This is a genomic window from Christiangramia sp., from assembly GCF_029937855.1.
In the GTDB taxonomy this organism is placed as follows: domain Bacteria; phylum Bacteroidota; class Bacteroidia; order Flavobacteriales; family Flavobacteriaceae; genus Christiangramia.
In genome coordinates, this window is sequence record NZ_JAPYPC010000008.1 from 1 (window position 1) to 21,710 (window position 21,710).

At 35.6% G+C, this 21,710-nt stretch carries 21 protein-coding genes; 13 read left to right on the forward strand and 8 right to left on the reverse strand.

The features are described from left to right. Positions 1 to 31: 31 nt before the first annotated feature. The 3 genes from Q1K34_RS06075 to Q1K34_RS06085 all read right to left on the reverse strand — a co-directional run bounded on the left by Q1K34_RS06075 (position 32) and on the right by Q1K34_RS06085 (position 2,616). Entirely contained in the window at positions 32 to 979 is a 948-nt protein-coding gene (locus Q1K34_RS06075; RefSeq protein ID WP_300435872.1) for a hypothetical protein, read from the reverse strand. A gap of 159 nt (positions 980 to 1,138) precedes the next feature. Further along, positions 1,139 to 1,864, reverse strand: coding sequence for a superoxide dismutase (locus Q1K34_RS06080; RefSeq protein ID WP_009780324.1), 726 nt, complete (start codon positions 1,862 to 1,864; stop codon positions 1,139 to 1,141). Between the two features lie 110 nt (positions 1,865 to 1,974). Beyond that, complete coding sequence (locus Q1K34_RS06085; protein WP_251740850.1) at positions 1,975 to 2,616, reverse strand: N-acetylmuramoyl-L-alanine amidase; 642 nt, start codon at positions 2,614 to 2,616, stop codon at positions 1,975 to 1,977. 195 nt (positions 2,617 to 2,811) lie between these two features. Between Q1K34_RS06085 and Q1K34_RS06090 the strand changes: the two genes are divergently transcribed. The 9 genes from Q1K34_RS06090 to Q1K34_RS06130 are packed head-to-tail and all read left to right on the forward strand — an operon-like array spanning position 2,812 to position 9,995. Continuing rightward, the gene (locus tag Q1K34_RS06090; protein ID WP_251740851.1) at positions 2,812 to 3,099 is read left to right on the forward strand and encodes a hypothetical protein; all 288 of its coding nucleotides are present in this window, start codon (positions 2,812 to 2,814) and stop codon (positions 3,097 to 3,099) included. After that, positions 3,099 to 3,383 carry a hypothetical protein gene (locus Q1K34_RS06095; protein WP_300435890.1) on the forward strand — a complete coding sequence of 95 codons (285 nt, stop codon included), beginning with the start codon at positions 3,099 to 3,101 and terminating at the stop codon, positions 3,381 to 3,383. The genes Q1K34_RS06090 and Q1K34_RS06095 overlap by 1 nt, the downstream gene beginning before the upstream one ends. After that, complete coding sequence (locus Q1K34_RS06100; protein ID WP_251740853.1) at positions 3,370 to 5,793, forward strand: TraG family conjugative transposon ATPase; 2,424 nt, start codon at positions 3,370 to 3,372, stop codon at positions 5,791 to 5,793. The genes Q1K34_RS06095 and Q1K34_RS06100 overlap by 14 nt, the downstream gene beginning before the upstream one ends. Further along, positions 5,777 to 6,358: a conjugal transfer protein gene (locus tag Q1K34_RS06105; protein WP_300435893.1), complete on the forward strand. Its 582-nt coding sequence runs from the start codon at positions 5,777 to 5,779 to the stop codon at positions 6,356 to 6,358. Before Q1K34_RS06100 ends, Q1K34_RS06105 begins: the two co-directional genes overlap by 17 nt. Positions 6,359 to 6,364: 6 nt before the next feature. Next, entirely contained in the window at positions 6,365 to 7,201 is an 837-nt protein-coding gene (locus tag Q1K34_RS06110) for a hypothetical protein (RefSeq protein ID WP_300435896.1), read from the forward strand. Then, positions 7,201 to 7,824, forward strand: coding sequence for a conjugal transfer protein TraK (locus Q1K34_RS06115; RefSeq protein WP_300435898.1), 624 nt, complete (start codon positions 7,201 to 7,203; stop codon positions 7,822 to 7,824). The genes Q1K34_RS06110 and Q1K34_RS06115 overlap by 1 nt, the downstream gene beginning before the upstream one ends. Continuing rightward, positions 7,805 to 8,731: a conjugative transposon protein TraM gene (traM, locus tag Q1K34_RS06120; RefSeq protein WP_300435901.1), complete on the forward strand. Its 927-nt coding sequence runs from the start codon at positions 7,805 to 7,807 to the stop codon at positions 8,729 to 8,731. The genes Q1K34_RS06115 and traM overlap by 20 nt, the downstream gene beginning before the upstream one ends. A gap of 12 nt (positions 8,732 to 8,743) precedes the next feature. Continuing rightward, positions 8,744 to 9,631, forward strand: coding sequence for a DUF4138 domain-containing protein (locus Q1K34_RS06125; RefSeq protein WP_300435903.1), 888 nt, complete (start codon positions 8,744 to 8,746; stop codon positions 9,629 to 9,631). 1 nt (position 9,632) lies between these two features. Then, on the forward strand, positions 9,633 to 9,995 hold the full coding sequence (locus Q1K34_RS06130) for a hypothetical protein (protein ID WP_300435906.1): 363 nt from the start codon (positions 9,633 to 9,635) through the stop codon (positions 9,993 to 9,995). Positions 9,996 to 10,004: 9 nt separating this feature from the next. On the opposite strand, the gene Q1K34_RS06135 is transcribed toward Q1K34_RS06130, so the two are convergent. The 5 genes from Q1K34_RS06135 to Q1K34_RS06155 all read right to left on the reverse strand — a co-directional run bounded on the left by Q1K34_RS06135 (position 10,005) and on the right by Q1K34_RS06155 (position 13,271). After that, complete coding sequence (locus tag Q1K34_RS06135) at positions 10,005 to 10,622, reverse strand: SOS response-associated peptidase (RefSeq protein ID WP_300435909.1); 618 nt, start codon at positions 10,620 to 10,622, stop codon at positions 10,005 to 10,007. 112 nt (positions 10,623 to 10,734) lie between these two features. Continuing rightward, the gene (locus Q1K34_RS06140) at positions 10,735 to 11,259 is read right to left on the reverse strand and encodes a hypothetical protein (RefSeq protein ID WP_300435912.1); all 525 of its coding nucleotides are present in this window, start codon (positions 11,257 to 11,259) and stop codon (positions 10,735 to 10,737) included. 6 nt (positions 11,260 to 11,265) lie between these two features. Next, positions 11,266 to 11,907, reverse strand: coding sequence for a hypothetical protein (locus Q1K34_RS06145; RefSeq protein WP_300435914.1), 642 nt, complete (start codon positions 11,905 to 11,907; stop codon positions 11,266 to 11,268). Continuing rightward, positions 11,907 to 12,263 (reverse strand): hypothetical protein, encoded by a 357-nt coding sequence (locus tag Q1K34_RS06150; RefSeq protein ID WP_300435916.1) that lies wholly within the window; start codon positions 12,261 to 12,263, stop codon positions 11,907 to 11,909. Before Q1K34_RS06150 ends, Q1K34_RS06145 begins: the two co-directional genes overlap by 1 nt. A gap of 27 nt (positions 12,264 to 12,290) precedes the next feature. Continuing rightward, the gene (locus tag Q1K34_RS06155; protein ID WP_300435919.1) at positions 12,291 to 13,271 is read right to left on the reverse strand and encodes a hypothetical protein; all 981 of its coding nucleotides are present in this window, start codon (positions 13,269 to 13,271) and stop codon (positions 12,291 to 12,293) included. A gap of 202 nt (positions 13,272 to 13,473) precedes the next feature. On the opposite strand from Q1K34_RS06155, the gene Q1K34_RS06160 reads away from it, so the two are divergent. Genes Q1K34_RS06160 through pglX form a run of 4 tightly spaced genes read left to right on the forward strand, consistent with a single transcriptional unit; the run spans position 13,474 to position 21,708 of the window. Then, the gene (locus Q1K34_RS06160; protein ID WP_300435922.1) at positions 13,474 to 14,094 is read left to right on the forward strand and encodes a DUF1819 family protein; all 621 of its coding nucleotides are present in this window, start codon (positions 13,474 to 13,476) and stop codon (positions 14,092 to 14,094) included. Next, positions 14,094 to 14,672, forward strand: a complete 579-nt coding sequence (locus Q1K34_RS06165; RefSeq protein ID WP_300435925.1) for a DUF1788 domain-containing protein — start codon at positions 14,094 to 14,096, stop codon at positions 14,670 to 14,672. Before Q1K34_RS06160 ends, Q1K34_RS06165 begins: the two co-directional genes overlap by 1 nt. Before the next feature lie 2 nt (positions 14,673 to 14,674). Continuing rightward, complete coding sequence (gene brxC / locus Q1K34_RS06170) at positions 14,675 to 18,178, forward strand: BREX system P-loop protein BrxC (RefSeq protein ID WP_300435928.1); 3,504 nt, start codon at positions 14,675 to 14,677, stop codon at positions 18,176 to 18,178. Beyond that, entirely contained in the window at positions 18,178 to 21,708 is a 3,531-nt protein-coding gene (pglX, locus tag Q1K34_RS06175) for a BREX-1 system adenine-specific DNA-methyltransferase PglX (protein WP_300435931.1), read from the forward strand. Before brxC ends, pglX begins: the two co-directional genes overlap by 1 nt. Positions 21,709 to 21,710: the final 2 nt, after the last annotated feature.

The window sequence follows — 21,710 nt, forward strand, 5'->3', positions numbered from 1 at the left end:
TTATTTGCGATGAACCGATGTTGGCATTTCGTTATTTTTCGAAAATCTTGATAATATCATTCCAGTAAATAATAATCTCCATTATAGCAACGACTATAGCTAAAGCAATTCCGATCATTTTTAATTTGGAACTCTTAATTCCAGATTTGGAATCTCCAGAATGTATTGTACTATCATTTACCTCCCCATTGACAAAAGTTACATTTTTGCTTCCTTTTATTTTTATATTCTGTTTGGGCATTTCATAAAGTTTTTGAAGATTTTCATATTCAATATAGGATGAATTATTCGCTTTTAAATCTTTAATCCATTTTTCTAATTCGGATTTTTTTCCTTTTGCTAAACTGTTATTTTGAGAATATGAACTCAGTCTAAAATTAAGTTTTGATATTAATTTTTGAGTGAATAAGAATCTTCTTGCGAAGAATTGCTCCATTTCTAAACGTATAGATATCTCTTGTAGTTTATGTTCAAGAGATGAAAAATTCCCTGAAATTATAAAGTCACTAAGTTTTAAACCTTTTGCTTGGCAAAATTCATCAAATTCCAACTTTGTTTTAAAAAGTTCATTGTTCTCTTTTAATATGTGTTTCCAAACAACCTCATCTTTTAAGGTTACAATTATATCATTATCATTTTGAGTAAGTTTTGACCAAATCATATCAGTCCATCGACTTGTTAAATAATCTGAAGCAATTTGTAATTCTTGGTCTGTATAATCTTTAATATTTAAATAATAATTGCCATTTAGTAAATCTTCCGATATTTTTTCCGCTTCCTTGGGTTCTAAATCTTTTCTCTTGATAATTTGGGAGCGAAAGTAGCTTGGTTTGACTTCAATCCAATTAGGTTTAATAATTAGACCTGTAATTTTTATTCTCTCAACTTTTCCATTTGATTTGGTTGTAACTTCAAAATCACAGTGATTAACCTGAAAAGTACAAGTAGTTTCTTTAGCTATGTTTATTAGATTAGTCACTAAAATCTCTTAAATAATGAATGCCAACGGTTTCGGCTATGAGTAGTTGCGTGGTTTAGCACTTAACTTTGCAAGTACACACCAAACTGAAAATCCGTGAGGATTTTCAGAAGTAGGCGAGAACAAGCAATTACTTATAGCCATTGTTGGCAGTAGTGTTTATTTTGTCAGTCGTTTTGCTGTCATAAATCGGTCAGCTACATTGTCCCAATTGATAATTTCAAGAACTGTATCAACAAAATCGGCTCTTTTATTTTTGTATTTCAAATAATAGGCGTGTTCCCAAACATCAATCACCAAAATCGGAACAACTCCCCATTGTGTTAATTTTTGATGATTTTCGCATTGTAACAATGTCAAGCTATCCGAATAAGGTTGGTAACCCAAAATACCCCAACCGCTTCCTTCTACAGTTTTTGATATTTTCCCGATATAGCTTTTCAGTTTGTCAAATGAACCGAAATCCTTTTCTATCTGTTTTAAGAGTTCAGTTTTGGGTTCAGTTTTTTTATTCGTTAAGTTCGTCCAAAAGATGGAATGAAGCACGTGGCTTGAAAAGTGGTAAGCTAACTTTCGGGTCCACAAATCCACTTGGTCTAAATCGCCCGATTTTAGATGTTCCTTAATTTTAATCAAATCTGTGTTTGCCCCTTTTACTGCTCCACCGTGATGAAATTCAAAGTGCAGATGTAAGGTTTCTTCATCCATATGTGGCTCCAAAAAAGTTTTATTGTATGGAAGTGATTTTTGAATGAAATTTCCATTACTGTCCACTAATCTGTCAATTCCGTTTTCCGTTACATTTTGTGAAAAAACGTTGTTCATTGGTAGGATTGTCGCTCCACCTAAAATTGCCGTGTTTCTTAAAAATTCTTTTCTGTCCATATTTATACTTTTTTCAATTTATCTCGTTTTTCCACATTACTGCCAACTCGTTATATTCATCCAAATATACACTTTTAATCGAGTACGTTCCGGGATAAACGCAGTTCTACCTATTTTATAACACTCAAAATTGCTAGACTTAATTCTTTCAGATTCCTAGGATCACTTAAATATCCTGCTTCAACCGGATTACTCAAAAAACCCATCTCTATCAATAAAGAAGGGGTGCTATCAATAGTTTCCCGCAGTACCTGAAAATCCGAGAATTTTACGCCCCGACTCTTTATACCAGTCCTTTGAGTGACTGATTTTTCAATTTGGTATGCTAGGTAAGTGGATTCATTTAGATTAATGCTATTCCTCCGGGAAACATAAATTTCAATTCCTCTGGCGTTTATAAAAGGGGAGTGGTTGCAATGCAGGGAAATAAATCTATCCGCTTTAAGTGATCTGGCAATTTTAGATCTGTCGCTTAGAGAAATTAAAGTATCTGAATATCGCGTAAGATAAATTTCAAATTTATTCTGGAATACAATTAGATTTAGTTTTTGAAGGTGCAACGCTAATTTCAGCACTACCTCTTTTTCCTGGATCTCATTTACTCCTATGGCTCCGGCATCTTTGCCTCCATGTCCGGGATCGATAACAATAACTAATTTTTCATTTCCTTTCAATTGCGCAGAAATATACTGGGGCATAAGGATTAATCCTGTCAAAATAATGATCCCTACAATTGATCTTAAAAACTGCATGACTTCTGTTTTAATTGTTTAAAAATCAGACAATCAAAACTTCTATTGAGAATATTTCAAAGTTTAACATGAGCTCAAGTTAAAATTTGAACATTTCAATCCATCCCTTCAGTTTCATGATAGATTCGATAAAAATTCATTCATCAAGTTGTCATCAACTACCTGTTATAACTAACAGTCAAAAAACGAAACATCATGAAAAGATCTATTTACACTACACTTTTTTTGTCTCTTTTTTCTATTCCAGTTTTCGCACAGATTGGCGGTATAGAAAATTCTGTAGCGGACATTTCCGACACTATCAGAGCAATTTTTCCCATCATTCTCGGAGTGATATTTCTGGTAGGCTTCCTTTTTAATGCCGGCCATTTTTTTGGTGAAAATGCCGATTTGAAAAAGGGAATCACCCGTGTGCTGGTTTTTGTTTTAATCGCCGGAGCGGTGGTTGGAATTTTTACTTACCTCATAAGCATCGTTGTATAATGAAACAGTTCGAGGTATATAGAAATATTAGAAAAGGAGCCATGATTTGGGGACTTCCCATTACGATGTTCGCATTGATTATGATCTGTATCGTAGGCTCACTTATGGTGATTATTTTCTCCTTCAGCTTAACAATGATCATTGGGGTTTTTATTTGTAATACCGGTCTCTATATAATTCTGATCAGGATATCAAGCAATCCCCGGCTTTTTCAATTTTCAAGTGTCTTTCCAGGTATTATCAGCAATAAAAAATCAAGCCTTTTAAATTATGAAGAAAATTAACCTAGCATCCTATTCACCAATCTTTGATATTCAGGATAATTTGGTTTTTGCCAGTAATGGGAACCTGATTCTATGTTATCAGGTTAGACTTCCCGAAATCTACTCATTGTCAGAAAAAGATTTTGATGAACTGCACAGTACTTTCTTTCAGGCATTCAAGTCACTACCTGCATCCTGTGTTATTCACAAACAGGATGTTTATTTAAAGCAGGAGTATTCTTCAGAAAAGCTTCCCAATAAAACTTTTTTGGAAAAGGCTACCCATAATCATTTTAAAGGGCGGGAGTACATAGAACACCAAAGCTATTTGTTTTTCGTGCTGACAAAAAACAAATCCTTAAACAATGCTAAATATAAAAACCCCTTCAGAAACATTTCAAAAACAATTCCTGAGACACTGGAGGAAAATATCCGGGACTTCGTAAGTACGGTATCAGATTCGGTTTCCTATATCAATAATAGCCGTAAGGTCAGCTTAGTTCCTCTTGCTGAAAATAGTATAATGAGCTTTAGCGATTCTTATTTTAATGGTTTCAATGAAGCTTGTGATACCGATATATTGCTTGATAAATCAGGTATACATATAGGAGATAATTATTTCGATTTACTATCCATAAACAGTGAATTGTGTTTCGGGGAGAGTGTTCAAAGCAGCAAAAGAAATGAACACTTTACCTCTGATGATTTTATTTTTCACCAGGGCTTTATTGATGGTTTAGGCCTGACCTTAAATGAAAACCATATAGTAAACCAGATCATCTATCTGGACGATAAACACAAATGGAGAAAGCTGCTGGACAAAAAAATAGAAGAGCTTAACAAAAGTTCCAATTTTGGATCACAAAATAAGGTGGTTCTCCAAAAAATTCAGCATATACAGGATCAGATTAATAACGACGATAGCTCCAGGATTATTCGCGGGCATTTAAACGTCATCTATTGGACAGATGAGGCCAGCAAGTTGCAGAGAATAGCATCCAGAATAAAGGCTGAATTTAAAGAATTGGATATCATACCATACTATCCGGGTGGTGAAGAACGTAAGAACTATTTCCTTAACAGCTATTTCTGTTTCTCCTCTAATTTTTCGAATGAGGATTTATATGTCACCGATCTCAAGCATGCATTGTGTATGCTTATAAATAATACAAATTATAAATCGGATCCAACCGGAATCATTTTTAATGACAGGGAGTATAATATCCCGGTTTTCAAAGATGTTTGGGATGAGAAAAAGAAGCGGATCAAGGCAAGGAATTTTGCAATTTTTGCCCCAACTGGAGAAGGCAAATCCTTTCTGGCCAATAATATTCTCCGTCAATATTTTGAAAGTGGTGTGCGTCTGGTGATCATTGATCTTGGAGGGTCTTATGCCAAATTTGCCAAATTATACCCTGGCAGCTATGCTATTCTACGCTATAAAAAGGGAACAAATTTAGGTATCAATCCATTTTATATAAATGATCTCAAGGACCTAACTCCCCAGCGTCTGGAAGATCTGGCAGATTTTCTTTTCGAATTGTTCGCCTCCGGTTTGAAAGTAACAAAGGCGCAATCGGTTTCCACTAAAAAGATCTTACTCCATTATTATCAAAATGTTCCTATCCCACATTCGTTGGGCAGTTTTTATCGCTTTATAGAAGAGAATCAAAAAGATCTACATGATCAATTAAAAGTTCATCCGGATTATTTTAATATCACTGATTTCCTTCACATTATGTCTGAATATGTAGGAAATGGAATTTATAGTTTTCTATTTAAAGAAGGATTAGATCTAACCTATAAAATTGAAGATAAAAGGCTTATCGTCTTTGAACTGGATGAAGTGAAGGATAACAAGGAGATCCTTTCGGTAATGCTGAAATTAATTAAATCTGCTATACAAAGGACCATCTGGAGAAACCGTGCTGAAAAGGGAATTATCCTTTTTGACGAATTTGCCAAACAACTGAAATTCGAAAACGTCCTGGAAAGCGTGGAGTTTTATTACCAGGCTATTCGGAAACAGAATGGAGCGATAGGGATCATTCTTCAATCTATCAATCAGCTTCCCAATAATTCCACCTCAGCAAGTATCCTGGAGAATACTCAGGTCATTTACAGCCTTCAAAATGAAAAAGGATATGACGAGTTGAAAAAACGTCTGAACCTCTCAATGCATGATTTAAATCAGCTGAAATCCATTAAAAACAACTTTGTCGGCCCCAGGATATACACTGAAATATTTATAAAGATCGGTAAGGAGAGCAATATTTTCCGCCTGGAAGTTCCGAAAGAAGCTTATGCAGCGTACCTGACCGATGGTTGGGAAAATGAAGAGATTATGAGACTTTATGAAAAATATTCTGATATGGAAAAAGCAATAATTGAATTCACATCTAAAAGATCAAACTATGAAATATCAAACTAAAATTGCAGCGCTGGCGATAGTTATTGCCCTAATCATGCCCGCAAGAGTTGCGAGTCAGGGAATGCCAGTTTATGACAACACCAATTTTATAAGTCTTGCAAAATCGCTTATAGAATCGGCCAAACAAACCTCACAATTATTGAAAACAGTGGATTTCCTTAAACAACAAAAGGAAAATCTGGAGAAAGTAAATAATGTGGTAAAACAATTGAAAGCGGTCCAGGAAATCACGGAAAATAATCAACGGCTATTTGATATAGTTCGGGACGATCTCAGGGAGATCCTGAATTCACCGTATATCAAACCGGAAGAAGTGACCCGTATTTCAGACTCCTTTAATTCTATTATTGAAAACTCATTGGAAGATCTGGATTTTATAGACCAGATACTTTCCAGCGATTATTTAAAAATGACCGATGCTGAAAGAGCGGCCATCCTTAAAGAAAAAGAAATGAATTCTAAAGAAATGGTGGCCGAGATCACTCAGAAGACCCAACGCTATCGCGATATCATTTCCTTTCGGGAAATGCAGGATAAAATCAACAATAGGGAAACTGATTACTAAACGGCTATGGGTATATTTTTAGGAATAGGACTGGAATATGTGGATGCTGTTTTTCAAACTATCAAAAGCAGTGATTTTTCGCAATACACCATAGCCGGGATGAAAAGTCTCGGGGTCATGTTTTTTCTGGTAAATATTCTCAAAAAATATAATGAAGGAATTGCGGACAGGGATGGATATACCTGGGGTTTGAGTCCTGGAGAACTCGCTAAGAATTTTGTGATCGTTCTACTGGTCATATTCTCAACAGAGGTGCTGGGTGTCTTTGATGGTATTTTGGTAGCGATTGAAACCAATTATCGTGATACTGCACCTGCGCTTATACCGCTTCAGTTGCAGGATATTGATATCGAGCAGGATGTAGGTGCCATTGAAGCAGCAAAAAAGGCGATGGCTTTGTTGTATGAGGCATTAGTAACTCCGCTTTACCCTGTAAAAGTACTATCATTTATAATCGGATTGTTTTTATGGGTATTAGACCTTTTTATTTATCCTTTGTTTCTGGCGGAACGCTATTTTCTCCTTGGAATCATGCAGGCTTTTTTTCCTTTGGTAATCAGCCTGGCCGTTTTTGAGAAATTCCGAAGTATGGCCTATAATTTTTTCAGGATGTATGCGGCGGTTTATATGCTCGTTCCTGCTTTTTTCCTGGTAAACATTTTTGTAAATGCTCTCTATGCGGAAATTAATATCAACTTCTGGTCGAATTTGTTAGGATCATCAACCGATAATGGAATAATAAAAATCATTGTAGAAGCCGGGTCTATAGCCTTTATCGTGTTTTTGAAATTTAAATTATACACACGAGCAACATCATTCACATTTAAACTTTTTACAGCATAATGAGAACAGCATATCACAATATTTTCAGTGTTTTAAAGATCAATCGCATTATAGTAATTACGGTGGTATGCGGCGCAGTCGTCACCAGCCTGTTTTCTGGGTGGCTGGTATATAACATACACCGTGAAGCTCTTAACAATGCATTTGCAGTAAGTACAGATGGAGCGGTAATTCCGCTAAAGTGGGTAGATCAGAAAGAAAATTTAAAAGTAGAAGCCCTGGCACACCTGGAATTATTTCATCAATATTTTTATGATATCGATGCCAGTAATTACGAAAAGAACCTTGAGAAAGCACTCTGGTTAGGGAACAGTTCGGTGGACAATGTTTACCGACAGAAAAAAGCCGATGGCGTTTATAACCGCTTACTTCAATATTCCCTAGTACAAAATGTGTTAAGCATAAATTCTGAACTAGACCTTGAACAGGAGCCGTTCCAATTTAAAACCACAACCATCTTTGAAATTAACCGTGGAAGTATTGTTGATACCTATGAACTGATAACCACCGGTAATCTGATTCAGGTGGATCGGAATTTTCCCAATAATACTCACGGAATTTTAATAACCAATTATTTTGAAAACAGTTTAAAAAAGATCGAATATGAAAATAGAAAAGAATAAAGTAGTCTTCGGAAGTATACTGGCATTTGTTATCATTTTTATCGTGTCTTATTCCGTGTTGGTTTTAGGTGATGGTTCTGAAGAATCTGAGTCATTGAAGCAAACTAATGTGCCGGAACTGGAAGAAGAGCAGGAGCAATACAATTCTAAACTCGACGCAATTAATGCACTCAGGGAAGTTAGGGAAACCAATGCTCCGAGTATCTATGACGAAAAACTAATTGATTCCCTGGGGTTTTATGATCCAGACCTTGAAATTAAGGAAAAGGAACGTATCGTTGATAGTATCTATAAATCTGGCAGGATCAATTACAGCGAGAACAGCTATCGAAAGACGAAACCTGATTTAAAAAAGCCTGAAGTACAAATAGCCGATTCCATTATTCCGGAAACAAAGGAAAGCCTGTCAGCTAAGGAAATTGGGCTGGAACACCAGTTATTTTTCGCTTCTCAACCTTTAAAAAATGAAATTGAAAAAGCATCAATCAATACAGACCCATTTATTTACGCAGAAGTAGATGGCGAACAAGTGGTCAAAACTAATTCCAGACTCCGAATGCGCCTTATAGAAAATGCAAAGATAAACGGTAAACCTGTTCAGAAAAATACCCTCATTTACGGGTTTATCAGTTTCAAGCCGAATAGGGCATTAATTGAAATTGAAAACATTCAACATCAACCGGTAAAATTGAAAGCTTATGACCTTCAGGATGGCAGCGAAGGGATTTATGTTGAAAATAGTTTCCGCAACGATGCTACCAGGGAAGTCATAGGAGATGTGGTGGAGGATATCAATGTAGCGGGAGTTCCACAGGTTTCAGGAATTAAAGACATATTCCAAAGAAATAATAAGAATATCAAAGTCACTATTACCAATAACTATAAGCTCATTTTAAAGGCTCATTAATATTCTACAATCATGAAAAATTCACTCATTTTATCAATCATTCTCATTTTTCCTTTTGCAATTGTAAAAGCCCAGATCGGAGCCTTTCACAATTCCAAGGATTCCCGATTGGATACCATTTTTGCTAACGATACAAAGAATGTGGCCCTATTTTTTCCAGAGCCAATCCAGCAGGGAATTGCGGGTTCCGATAATTTTGTATTGACCTATAACAGGGAAAAAGAACAAACATTTGCACTGCTCCAGGCAACTCCCGGAAAAGAAAGTAATTTACTGGTTATCAGTAATTCAGGTGCTATTTTTTCGTATATTGTAAAGTATTCCGAAGAGCTTCAAAACCTAAATTATTTTATTGAAAAATCAGGGAGTATTGGCAATGTTTACCGGGTTGTGGCTAAGCCTGAAAATGTTGAAATTGAGACTGATTCACCTCTCAATACTCAAATTAAACCATCATTGAATGACCGACTTTATTTTCAGAAGTTTGGTTCTTATTTGTTGAATAAAAATATAAAGTCTGGAATGCTTCGCAAGCGGAATGAAAAGGTGGTTTTAAAGTTTGAAAATATCGTATTCCATAACGAGCATTTATATTTTGTGATGGCAATACAGAACAGGTCGGCAATAGATTATGAAGTCAACTTTTTGAAGGTTTCGGTAAAAACCCGAAAAAATGGAAAAAGGAAGTCCATGCAAAACCTGATTCTGGATCCGGTATTCAAATATGATATGCCGAATAAGATTGGAGTGGGGGAAAGCGCTCGGTTTGTATATGTAATGCCAAAATTCTCCATTGCTTATGATAAATTAGTAATGCTTGATTTAAATGAAAAGAATGGCGAACGAAATATGAAAATGAAAATTAAACAGCGCTTCATTAATAATCCTAATTTCTATTAATATGAAAAATTATGTATTTATCCTGATTCTGGCTATTTGTGTTTCCTGTGCTGAATCTCAGATGAGTCCTGCCATGACCGCTCAAAAAGTCGTGGAGAGTTTTTATGCTAAGGATAACTCCCAGTTGAAAAAATATACCACTGCAGCAAGTTATGAATCTTTTCTGTCTGTACAGGATATGTTTGAAGCTCAAAATTCATTGACATCAAATTTCAAAGTGCTTGATGAATCAATAGAAAATCAAACTGCCTGGGTTAAATTCAGCACCAGTTTTGAAGATAATCCAGAGATCTTCAAATTGATACAGGAAGATGGAATTTGGAAAGTTACGGAAAGTGGGGTAAGGGAAACCAGCCCTTTTTAGTCTTCTATCCTAAACCGGTTTTGCTTCCAATTCTACATCATACGGAAATGCAAAATTTGAAACTTCATTTCCTGTGAGCCATGACTGATGATCTGCAGATTTAAGCACCACCGGCATTCGCTTTTTATTATTATGGATTTCACTCATTAACTCATTGGCTTCGGTTGTTACGATAGAGTAGGAGTTTACTAATTCATCATTCTCAGGATTCTTCCAGGTTGAATAAATTCCTGCAAAGGCAAATATTTCCTGGTCTTTAGGGGTTAGTAAATATTTCTGTTTTTCCTTACCTTTTGAATCCAGCCATTGCCATTCGTAATAACCATCAGCTATGATAAGGCAGCGATTTTTGACAGAATTTCTATAGGCCGGTTTTTCTGAAACAGTTTCAATCTTGGCATTTAGGGTCATTTTTTTGATCTTATCATCCTTTGCCCAAAATGGGATTAATCCCCAGTTGAACATTTGGATTTCTCCATGATTTTCATCGGTAATTACCGGTGTTTTCATAAAAGTGAATGCGTTGATCTCATCCATGGGAGAAAACAGTTCAGGCTCTACAAAACGAGCTTCAAACGAACGTTCAATGGCAGCAAGCCTGGAATTCAATTTGGTACGATAGCACATATTATTAATATTTTGAATTTACGGAAATTCTTGCATATAATATATTTCATAGTTATTGGATAAACTATCTCAAGCAATTACTGATGCAATAATTTTTTACGTGAATGACTCCTTACGGTAACTCTGAACAAATATCAGAAGTCCAATATAACCTGTCAAACTCCTCCAGAAATCGGACTGTAAATTCAAATTCCTTTGGGTCAAGTTTTACCTTTACATCTTCGAATTGAGGGAGAAAGGGTTCTATACTATTATGTTCCTGTAACCATTCTGACCAAAAAGTAAAAAAATCCTCTGTTCCTAATTTTTCATTTTTCTTAAGCCATTGCATTAGAGCCGGGGAATCACTTTCCACCTTCTTCAGCAATTCTAACTGATCCTGAAAGTAGGTTTCCTTTTTATGCATTTCTGCTACTTCTTCCAGGCTCTTATAAAAATCAAGGAATTTATTCTCAACCGAATTTAAGGTATGGAAGCATGGTAGTTCTTCAAAACAGGATGCGTTATTCCAGTTTTCCTTGCAGTAGGAGTAGAGCTTATCATGTTTTAAAAGCCACCAGTTAATTTTAGCCATCGAAATACCATCACTGATTTGTAAGGATTTTAACTCTTCAATGGCACTATTAATTCGTTTCATTAATTTTTATTGGAGAAGTTCTATTATTTCTATAGCTCTTTTATCAAACGTATTGTTTGATTCTTCTCGAACGAAACAATTTTTGCTTAGTTGATTTGTTTCGACCAAGTGGATAAGTCTTTTTGCAGTTATTGGACCATGTTTTTTACTTCGCTTTATATAGTAAAATTTAGTATCAAGATTTATTTCCTCGCTTTTATAAGAAAAAGTTTTTGCAGATCCAGACATCATTTTATTTATGACGGCATCAATTGATGATTTGTATTCAGCATCTTCTTCATATCTTCTGTTAGAATCTTCTTTGACTTGATTTTGTAATTCCGCTCTTTTGCGGATTTTTCCGTCTAAATTTTTATCATTTAAATCAACCATTGTAACTGATCTTCCTCCGTTTTCCCTGAAGCTATAGGTTACGTAATTGGGTTCATATGAATTTTTGCTTTTGGAGTTTTTACTTATCAAACCTTTTGATATTTCATAGGAAATGTAAATGGTGATAAATTGTAAAGCTAACAACCAAGACGTAAACACTTGGAAAAGGGTAAACAATGAGATTAAACCAATAGCGGTATTTCTAGCACTATTTCCAAATAGAGAGGAAATTTGAATAATTAGAAAAATTCCAATTTGATAAAATAAAACAGCCATTATATTAATTCCTTATTTACCTGGTAGATTTCCCCATTGATATTTAACTCTATGAAATTCTTCGGATTAACTAATTTTTCCTGGGTCAATCCTTCTTCTAGGTAATTTTTAATGTTATTTATCCAATAATACTGACTTCTCATGGCAAGCTGAGAAGTGTTAGGAACGATATAGTCTTTTTCCCCTAAAGAATTGCGTAGGGTTATTATTACAACTTCCTTATTATTTAAATCCCCCTTCCTGTAGTTAATAAGAATGTGCTTCAGATTTTTATCCTGAAATAATTTCTTATTTGATTCTTCATTTTTTTCGAATGCCTTTTTAAAAGCATTAATATCAAATTCTGATCTTCCCATAATTCAAATGTTTGATTTTTTATTAGGTTATATTAATTTAGACTTTAAATTTTTAATTGATTCTTCACTATTTCGAATAGAAGATGAAATTTTCTCTAATTTTTGATTTAATGCCTTCTTCTCTTCAAGAATCCTCTGTAATTGCACTTCAACCATTTCAGCTTTCGAGAAAACCTTCTCTTTTCTCTTTCTTTCTTCAACAATTTTAGCATTTAGAACCTCGATCTCTTTATTTTTTTCCTGATTTAAGATTATTCTAAATGCACATATTTGAACTATGATCACCGATGCAAGTTCATAATTGCCTCTAACAAAATTTTTTGAAGCTGTAAAAGTAGTCGTGAATTTATTTGATATACTTTCTAAACTCTCATTTCGTATGGAGTAAGCAAAGGCTCCTATTCCAATTGCCCAACCTACCGGTCCGGTTACAAAAGCTAGGAAAGAGCTCATGCCTGTATAGAAAGCAAACGGGAGAGTAATTCCTAATAAACTGGTAAGGCCACCAACCAAAGTTGAGGCCATAATATACAAACCCATCCCCGAGAGTTCTGCTAAAGCAAGCGCTCCCACTGTACCTAAGGAGGCTAATTGGGAATTTTCTAGATTTTGATTTTCAAGCACTTTATTGAGTTGATCCTGGAACTTCTTTTTTTCCTCCGGAGATAGTTTATCATAATTTTCCTGGAATTTATGTAGGAGTATTTGCTCTTCCATCTTTTTAACTGATGAATTAGTACCTGGTAAATTATAATGTTTAATTATTTTTTGGAGAATTTCCCCGTAGGTGAGTTTTTTCTGAAACATGCCCTTTAGGGGCTTGATTATAGCAGATAATTCCTTTTCAATATCAAAAGACTCACCAGGTTTTTTATTTAAAAGCTTTTGAAAAACCCTTTTTTGATCCGCATTGAGGTTATTAAATAATTTTGTAGGGTATGGCGCCCATTGAGTAAAGCCTACATTAGGAAAATCATCATCTATTGATGAAGAATAGGTTCTTGGCATAAGGTTAAAAATTTAAGGGATAGAAATTGTGTAGGGTGAATTTCTATCGGATAGCATCGTTAAGTATATAGAAAAAATTAACATTCCCATTTTCTTGTTTATCCTAAGTAAGAATTGTATAATTAAATCTTAATTAAATTGACAACGATCTCACCCTACTTTATTCATTGTCAATTGAAAACGATTAAACAGATCTTGGTTTTTGAATGCTGAAATAATGAATCCTGAAAAATATGACTTCGCATATACTTCATCTTCTCTACGATTGAATGAGATGGTGCTTGTAGGTGAGCATATTTTAAATGGGACCGAGCCTGATTATGTAAATGAATTGGGAGCAGGAAAAAGCGCAACTGGTAAACGTATTTACAGGGAGGTTAAAAAACGCCTGGTGTTCCTTAATGAACAGCAATTGAAGTTGCTGGTTAAAGGGAGTCTTGAAATTCAGAAGCATATGACGTTTTATGCGGCTTGTAAAACCTATCTGTTTATCAGGGATTTTACCGTTGAAGTTCTACGGGAGAAGTATCTGATATTTGATTATGAGATCAGCGAAGGAGATTATATTTCCTTCCTGCGTAGAAAGCAAGAGCTACACCGTGAAATAGAAGAGCTTTCTGAAAGTAGTTCAAAAAAAATCAAGCAGGTTACCTTCAGAATTCTGGAGCAGGCTGGTTTGATCAACAATACAAAAGAAAGGATAATCCAACCTCAATTACTCCAGCAGGAAGTTGTTGATGCTATTAGCAGGGATGATAAAGAATGGTTGAAAATATTCTTAGTCAGTGACATAGATCTGGAAAATTATACTAACCAATTATAATGACCAATATAAACGAAAAGTTCGATCATCTGTTTAAGGTGATCTCTTCTTCTAATTTCCTGAAAAAACAAAGCCTGGGCGGGGAGATCCCGTTCTTTATTTCTACGTATGAAGCGGAGGAAGAAAACGAAGTAAAAATTAATATCAGGCTTCTTCAGAATAAACTTAATTCACAGGGCGTAAAGGTTCTGGAATTGAATCTCTACGATATTGCCTGTGAAATTCTGGAAGCTAAAGGAGGAATTGAAAGAATGTTCAGGGTGGAACAGCGTAAATCCAAAGATAAATTTTTAAGGGCCTTACAGTCCTCTCTTAACATCCATCAGGTTCTAATGCCTAAAATCAAGGAGATGATCGATGAATCTGAGGCCAAGGTTTATTTTCTCACTGGAATAGGAGCCTGCTATCCTTTTATTCGGTCACATAATGTGCTCAACAACCTTCAGAATGTTGCCAAGGATTGCCCTACGGTTGCTTTTTTTCCGGGAGAGTATAATGGACATTCTCTCAATCTATTTGGATTACTTAAAGATGATAACTACTACCGAGCTTTTAATATCAATACAATCAAAGCCTAACCATGACAATTAAAGAATACTTTTTAAAACCTGTAGATCGACCTATTGAAACGGTAATTAAGGCAGATGACAGGGATCATATCTCTACCGAAATTGCAGAATATGTAATTACCGATGAAATTTCAAAGAAGATCCGTGAGCTCTTTCAGGCTTACAATAATTACAATGGAGTAAATGGAGTATGGATATCTGGTTTCTTTGGTTCTGGTAAATCTCACCTACTTAAAATTCTATCTTATGTTCTAGAAAACAAGGAAGTTGATGGTTATAAGTGCGGTGAGTTATTTGCTGAAAAAATTGAAAATGATGAAATGCTTAAAGGAGATGTTCTCGCTGCAACAAGAATTCCTTCAGAAGCTATTTTGTTCAATATAGATCAACAGGCTCAAATAACTTCGAAGGCAGATGAGAATGCCATTCTTTCCGTTTTTTATAAAGTATTTTTTGATCATTTGGGATATTATGGTTTTCAACCTCACGTAGCAGAATTTGAAATGTGGCTTGATAAGCAGCAGAAATATGCCGACTTCAAATCAAAATTTGAAAAGCTGCACGGACAGCCCTGGGAAGATGCCCGGATAGACTATTTCGACCCCATGGTTACCGATAATGTTGCAGAGGTTTTAAGTGAAATATTTGGCAAGGATGCTTCAAAATACGAGGATATCCTGGACGAGATGGAAGATAAACAAAAGCAGTCCATTGAGGATTTCAGTCACCGGGTAAATGAATATATCAATACTAAACCTTCAGGCTTTAAACTCAATTTTTTTGTTGACGAGGTAGGGCAATATATTAGTGATAATACCAAGCTAATGCTTAACCTGCAAACCATTGCCGAGTCCCTGGCAACTAAAACAAAAGGAAGATCCTGGATACTGGTTACTTCTCAGGAAGATATGGAAAAGGTGATTGGTGATATGACCAAAGCCCAGGAGAATGACTTTTCCCGCATCCAGGCCAGATTTAAATTAAAAGTGCCTCTTACTTCAGCCAATGTAGACGAAGTAATTGAAAAAAGACTTCTTAAAAAGAAGGATAACGCAAAAGAGCATTTAATAACCTTATACAAAAAGGAAAATGCTCATTTAGAAACCTTATTGTCTTTCTCCGAAGCAGGAGTTCAATTCAAAGGGTTTAAGGGACAGGAAGATTTTGCCAATAAATTTCCTTTTGTCCCGTATCAATTCGATTTGTTTCAGCAATGTAGAAGAGCATTGTCTTCCCATAATGCCTTCCAGGGGAAACATTCTTCAGTTGGAGAAAGATCTATGTTAGGAGTCTTTCAGCAGGTAATACAGCAGATAGAGAATGGTGATGAGCGTACTCTGGTTAGTTTCGATAAAATGTATAGCGGAATTAAGAACGAGCTAAGAGGTGAAATGCAAAGCTCAATCAATCTTGCTGAGAAAAACCTTGACAATCCTTTTGCAGTCAAAGTCCTAAAAGCATTATTCCTGGTAAAGTATTTCAATAACTTCAAGACCACAAAAAGGAATATTTCTGTACTGATGCTTGATGATCTGGATGTGGATCTAAAAGAGCATGAAAGAAAAATTGAGGAGGCTCTGAATAAACTGGAGAACCAAAGTTATATTCAACGAAATGGAGATAACTATGAATTCTTAACAGATGATGAAAAGGATGTAGAGCAGGAAATAAAGAATACCGATGTAGATGAACAACAGGTAACCCAATTACTTCGGGAAATACTATTCGATGAGATCATTAGAGATAATAGGATAAAATACCTCGAAAACAAACAGGATTACGACTTTACCAGCAAGATCGATGGCGTTATTTTGGGTAGGGAAAAGGAACTGGAAATTGAACTGATTACTGAAAATTATCCCGAGTATTCTAATACAACCTATCTGCAATCTCAAACAATGGGAAGTACGGGGATGAAAATGGTTCTTCCTCCAGATTCAAATTTTATCAAGGATTTGAAGATGTATTTGAAGACCGATAAATACGTAAAACAAAACCGTTCTACTTCCAACCGACCAGAAGTCAGCAGAATTCTAGCAGAGAAAAGCCAGTTAAATGTCAGGCGAAAGTCGAATTTAAAAGAGCTCGCCAATAAATTGCTATCTGAATCCACCGTCTTTCTGAATGGAAACAAGCATGAGATGGGAGCAACTTCCGATGGTAAAACCAGGGTAGTAAAAGCCTTCCAGGATCTTGTAAAGAATGTGTATTCCAACTTGAGAATGCTGGGCAGTACCCAATTCAGTGAAGACACCATTCGAAGTGTGGTTAGAAATCCTCAGGATGATCTGTTTGGAACTGATGATTCTACCATGTCTGAAGCTGAAAATCAAATCTTCAGTCTTATCAACAGAAGAAAGAAAAGATCTGACAGGACTTCACTTTCAGATATTAAAGAGGTATTTACCAGAAAACCTTATGGCTGGTATCCTAACGCGATCTGGACGGTAGTTGCAAAGCTATATCGCAGAGGGAAAATTGAACTAAAGCAGGATTCAAATATTCTGGAAGATCAGGATGTTATCGATTCTCTAATCAATAGCTCCTATCATAACAATACGCTTCTTGAGCCTCAGGAAGAGATCGACCCAAAACAGATCAGGGCTCTAAAAGATGCTTATCGTGATGCCTTTGACGAAACCTGCTCTTATAATGAAGGTAAGGAAGTAGCCAAAGCCTTTAAGGAGAAGCTCCAGGGAATGTTGGCGGAAGTTAGTCAGTTACAGGTACAGGAAAATCAGTACCCTTTTCTTGCCAGTTTGAATGCATTTGCAGACAATTTAAAAAGATGGACTAAGAAAGATTATAATTACTTCTTGAATGACCTGGATGATTTTGAGGATCAGCTTTTAGATACCAAGGAAGAGCTTCTGACCCCCATTAAAACCTTCATGAACAGTGACCAGAAGGAGATTTATGATGAGATACGTCAACTTGTTAAGGGAGACACATCTAATTTTCTATACGTGGAAGGAGAGGAGCTTGATCAGTTAAATGATCTGATCAAAAATAATCCGAAACCATACCAGGGAAATTCAATCAGGGAAGGAAAGGAAGTCAAGGATCGCTTAATTGAAAAGCTAAAAGATACTTTTGAAGCTGAAAGGAAAAAAGCCAGTTCAAAAATAGATCAGCTGGTATCTGATTTCCAATCTAAGGAAGAGTTCTCTCAGCTGAGTGAAGAACAAAAAGAAAAGGTATTAGATCCTTTTGAAAGGGCTAAAGAGGAGATAAGGAAAGAGAGATATATTTCCCAGATAAGACATATTAGCCACAGGGCCGAAAATTATTATTTTGAAAATCAGCTGAATGAAATGCTGAAGCTGGTTGCTGAAGAAGATTCTAAGGATGGAGGTGCCGGAGATCCGCCAGCACGATATATCAAAAGATCGAACATCAGGGTGCAGTTTGATAAAACTGAACTTAAAACAGAAGAGGATGTAGATGATTATGTAGAAACCCTTCGTAAATGCTTAAAACAGCATATAAAAAACAATAAAAGAATCTCGCTTTAATGAATACCAACCGACTCAAAAAGTTTGCTCAGGAGGCCAGGAGAAAGTTATTGCAACAGGTAAGTTCCAGAATGGAACTGGTATTAACGACTGACTCTGCTGAATTAAGGGAAAAGGCAGTAGCTTTGAACAGCCTTAAAGATGCCATTAAGAATACTTCCAAAGAGCAAATAATAGACAATGTAGCCTATACCTGGTTTAACCGGTTGATGGCACTTAGGTTTATGGATGTAAACGAATACCAGCCCACCGGGGTGAAGATCGTCACTCCAAAGGATGGTTATACCTTACCTGAGATACTTGAAGATGCCAGGCAGGGGCATATTCCGGACGAGCTCCCGGTAAATAAAGAACATATTTATGACCTTTTGGACGGAAAGATACCAAGTTCGAATGCCCAGAATGAAGTATATAAGGAGTTATTAATTGGAGCCTGTAACCAACTGCATTCCGTATTCCCATTTCTTTTTGAAAAGATCGATGATTACACCGAGCTATTGTTACCCGATGATCTAACCAGTGAATTCTCCATTATCCATGAATTTATTGATGGGATGGTGAAAGAGGATTGTCAGGAAGTTGAAGTTATTGGTTGGTTATATCAGTTTTATATTTCTGAGAAAAAGGATGAGGTCTTTGCTTCCAAATCCAAGGTTAAAAAGGAGGATATTCCTGCGGCAACCCAGTTATTTACCCCCAGGTGGATTGTTGAATATATGGTACAAAATACCGTTGGAAAATTGTGGCTGCAGAATAACCCAAAATCGGGTCTTCGAGATCATATGGAGTATTTTATCGAATCTCCATCTGTGGAAGCGGAAGATTATCTAAAGATCGATTCTGTTGAAGAAATTACACTTTTAGACCAGGCTTGCGGTAGTGGTCACATTTTGGTGTATGGTTTTGAGCTGCTATCCAAAATATATGAAGAGGAAGGTTATAACCCTAGCGAAATTCCACAATTGATTATTGAAAAAAACCTATTTGGTTTTGAAATTGATGAACGGGCGGCTCAGTTGGCTGGATTTGCCCTGATGATGAAAGCCAGGGCTTATCATAGAAGGGTTTTTAGAAGAGATTTGAAGCCAAATATTCTTCAATTTAAAGATGTGAGCTTTACTAAGAAAGAATTATCCAAAGTATTGCCAAAGGTATTCATGGATAAATCAAAAGAATTTCAGCGGGATCTCGAGCTGATCGAGAGCGCCACAAACTTTGGTTCTCTAATTCAGCCCGTAAGCTCTCTTAAGTTGCTTAAAGTTGGATTGAAAGAAATTGAAAATCAACTCGAGAAGAATTCAGATATTTTCCTTCAAGACTTGTTGGTAAGACTTAAAACTGCTGTAATCCAGTTAACGAATTTAGCCAGGAAATATCACTGTGTAGTAGATAATCCACCTTATATGGGTAGTGGTGCTATGAATAAAAACCTGTTAGCTTATGTAAAAAAGCATTTTCCAAAGAGTAAAAAAGACTTGATGGCCTGCTTTATGGAGGCTGGTTTAGAGGCGCTTAAACCAAAAGGATTGCTTGGAATGATAAACCAACATTCCTGGATGTTCTTAAGTAGTTTTGAATACCTAAGAAAAGAGCTTTTAGAGAATATTTTAATAGACACTCTTCTTCATTTAGGGCCTAGAACTTTTCCTGAAATAGGCGGCGAAATTGTGCAAAATGCAGCTTTTACTTTAACTAAAATTAATAGTACTGAAAATGGAATATATTTTCGGCTAGTTGATTATGATAAATCGGAACAAAAAAAAGAAAAATATCTTGAAGGATTACAAAATGAAAAATGTGAATATAGATATACTAGTCAGCAACTAAATTACCTAAAAGTTCCAGGAACGAGAATTGGATATTGGTTAACTAAAAAGGCTCTAGAGAATTTCGAGAAAAGTGAGCTTATTGGGGAACTTGGAGTAGCTAGAAGAGGATTACAACCTGGTTTGCCAGATCTATTTAAAAGGCGTTGGTTTGAAATCGACCAGATTAAAACACAATTCGGCTATCAGAGTAGAGAAAATAGTCTTAACGAGAATAAAAAATGGTTTTTATACAATGATGGTGGAACAAATATTAGATGGTTTGGCACCTTAAATTATGTTATAGATTGGAAGAACAATGGTGAAGGGATTAAAAGAATAGAAAAAGCTATAATTCCTAATGAAAAATTATATTTAAAAGAAGGAATTACATGGAGTAAAATTTCGTCAGGTCCTATAAAGGCTAGGTTTCTGAAGCAAGGTATTATATCAGGTGATGCAGCGCCATTTTTCATATCAGACAAACCATACTTATATATAGGTTATTTTAATACAATCATTACCTCGGAAATTCTTAAGTTGTTAAGTGCTACTACAAATCTTACCACTGGAAATATGGGTGAAATTCCTTTTCCAAATTTAACTCAATTCGAAGAGGAAAAAATTGAAAAATTAACTAAAGATGCAATTGGAATTGCAGAAGAAGATTGGAATCAAAAAGAATATTCCTGGGATTTTTCTTCTAATGAACTTATCAGTCATAAAACAAATGATATAGAAAAAACACTTTTCAATTATAAAGAATATTGGGAATTACAATTCCTAAAAATCCATTCTATTGAAGAAGATTTAAATAGGATCTTTACTGAAATTTATGGTATGCAGGAAGAGTTAAATTATAAAGTACCTCTTGAAGATATTACCATTCTAAAGGATGAAGCGAATGTTGTTAATGGGCAATTAATTTTTGATCAAAAGGAAATTTTTTCCCAATTTATAAGTTATGCAGTTGGTTGTATGTTTGGTCGTTATTCTTTGGATAAAGAAGGACTAATTTTAGCCAATCAGGGAGAAACCCTCGAAGAGTATTTAAGGAAAATTGGTAAAAGAGAAGCTGATGTTGCTTTCCTACCAGATGATGATAATATAATCCCAGTGCTGGATGATGAATGGTTTGAAGACGATATCGTTGGCCGTTTTTATGAATTTTTAAAAGCTTCTTTTGGAAAAGAAAATTTTGATAAAAACCTGGCTTTTGTAGAAGAGTGTATAGGGAAAGACATTCGTAAATATTTTGTCAGGGATTTCTACAAAGACCACATTAAACGCTATAAAAAGCGACCTATTTACTGGATGTTCTCTTCTCCAAAAGGTTCCTTTAATGTGCTTATCTATATGCATCGCTATACTCCAGATACGCTTAATAATATCCTTAACGGTTATCTCTTGGAATACCGGGAGAAACTCAAAGCCCGTATCGAGCACCTGGATCATATCATTGAAACCGGTAGCTCCACAGAGCAAACCAAAGCAGCCAAAGAGAAAGACAGGCTTAGAGCTATTCTATTGGAACTACAGGAATACGAAAGAGAGATATTATATCCCCTGGCTACGGAGCGTATTTCCATAGACCTGGATGATGGGGTGTTGGTGAACTATAACAAGTTTGGAAAAGCGATCCAGGAAGTAAAAGGTTTGAATGATAAGAAGGCCAAAGCTAAAGTGAAGAAGTTTGACTGGATAGATACTGACGCAATTATTTAGAA

Excerpts from the sequence above, each read along its gene's own strand:
- Q1K34_RS06165 (WP_300435925.1), top strand. The coding sequence starts at position 14,094 with ATGACCAATATAAACGAAAAGTTCGATCATCTGTTTAAGGTGATCTCT.
- traM (WP_300435901.1), top strand. The coding sequence starts at position 7,805 with ATGAAAATAGAAAAGAATAAAGTAGTCTTCGGAAGTATACTGGCATTT.
- Q1K34_RS06140 (WP_300435912.1), bottom strand. The coding sequence starts at position 11,259 with ATGAAACGAATTAATAGTGCCATTGAAGAGTTAAAATCCTTACAAATC.
- Q1K34_RS06130 (WP_300435906.1), top strand. The coding sequence starts at position 9,633 with ATGAAAAATTATGTATTTATCCTGATTCTGGCTATTTGTGTTTCCTGT.
- Q1K34_RS06090 (WP_251740851.1), top strand. The coding sequence starts at position 2,812 with ATGAAAAGATCTATTTACACTACACTTTTTTTGTCTCTTTTTTCTATT.
- Q1K34_RS06100 (WP_251740853.1), top strand. The coding sequence starts at position 3,370 with ATGAAGAAAATTAACCTAGCATCCTATTCACCAATCTTTGATATTCAG.
- Q1K34_RS06145 (WP_300435914.1), bottom strand. The coding sequence starts at position 11,907 with ATGGCTGTTTTATTTTATCAAATTGGAATTTTTCTAATTATTCAAATT.
- Q1K34_RS06115 (WP_300435898.1), top strand. The coding sequence starts at position 7,201 with ATGAGAACAGCATATCACAATATTTTCAGTGTTTTAAAGATCAATCGC.
- Q1K34_RS06085 (WP_251740850.1), bottom strand. The coding sequence starts at position 2,616 with ATGCAGTTTTTAAGATCAATTGTAGGGATCATTATTTTGACAGGATTA.
- Q1K34_RS06110 (WP_300435896.1), top strand. The coding sequence starts at position 6,365 with ATGGGTATATTTTTAGGAATAGGACTGGAATATGTGGATGCTGTTTTT.
- Q1K34_RS06095 (WP_300435890.1), top strand. The coding sequence starts at position 3,099 with ATGAAACAGTTCGAGGTATATAGAAATATTAGAAAAGGAGCCATGATT.
- Q1K34_RS06150 (WP_300435916.1), bottom strand. The coding sequence starts at position 12,263 with ATGGGAAGATCAGAATTTGATATTAATGCTTTTAAAAAGGCATTCGAA.
- Q1K34_RS06135 (WP_300435909.1), bottom strand. The coding sequence starts at position 10,622 with ATGTGCTATCGTACCAAATTGAATTCCAGGCTTGCTGCCATTGAACGT.
- Q1K34_RS06155 (WP_300435919.1), bottom strand. The coding sequence starts at position 13,271 with ATGCCAAGAACCTATTCTTCATCAATAGATGATGATTTTCCTAATGTA.
- Q1K34_RS06105 (WP_300435893.1), top strand. The coding sequence starts at position 5,777 with ATGAAATATCAAACTAAAATTGCAGCGCTGGCGATAGTTATTGCCCTA.
- brxC (WP_300435928.1), top strand. The coding sequence starts at position 14,675 with ATGACAATTAAAGAATACTTTTTAAAACCTGTAGATCGACCTATTGAA.
- Q1K34_RS06125 (WP_300435903.1), top strand. The coding sequence starts at position 8,744 with ATGAAAAATTCACTCATTTTATCAATCATTCTCATTTTTCCTTTTGCA.
- Q1K34_RS06080 (WP_009780324.1), bottom strand. The coding sequence starts at position 1,864 with ATGGACAGAAAAGAATTTTTAAGAAACACGGCAATTTTAGGTGGAGCG.
- pglX (WP_300435931.1), top strand. The coding sequence starts at position 18,178 with ATGAATACCAACCGACTCAAAAAGTTTGCTCAGGAGGCCAGGAGAAAG.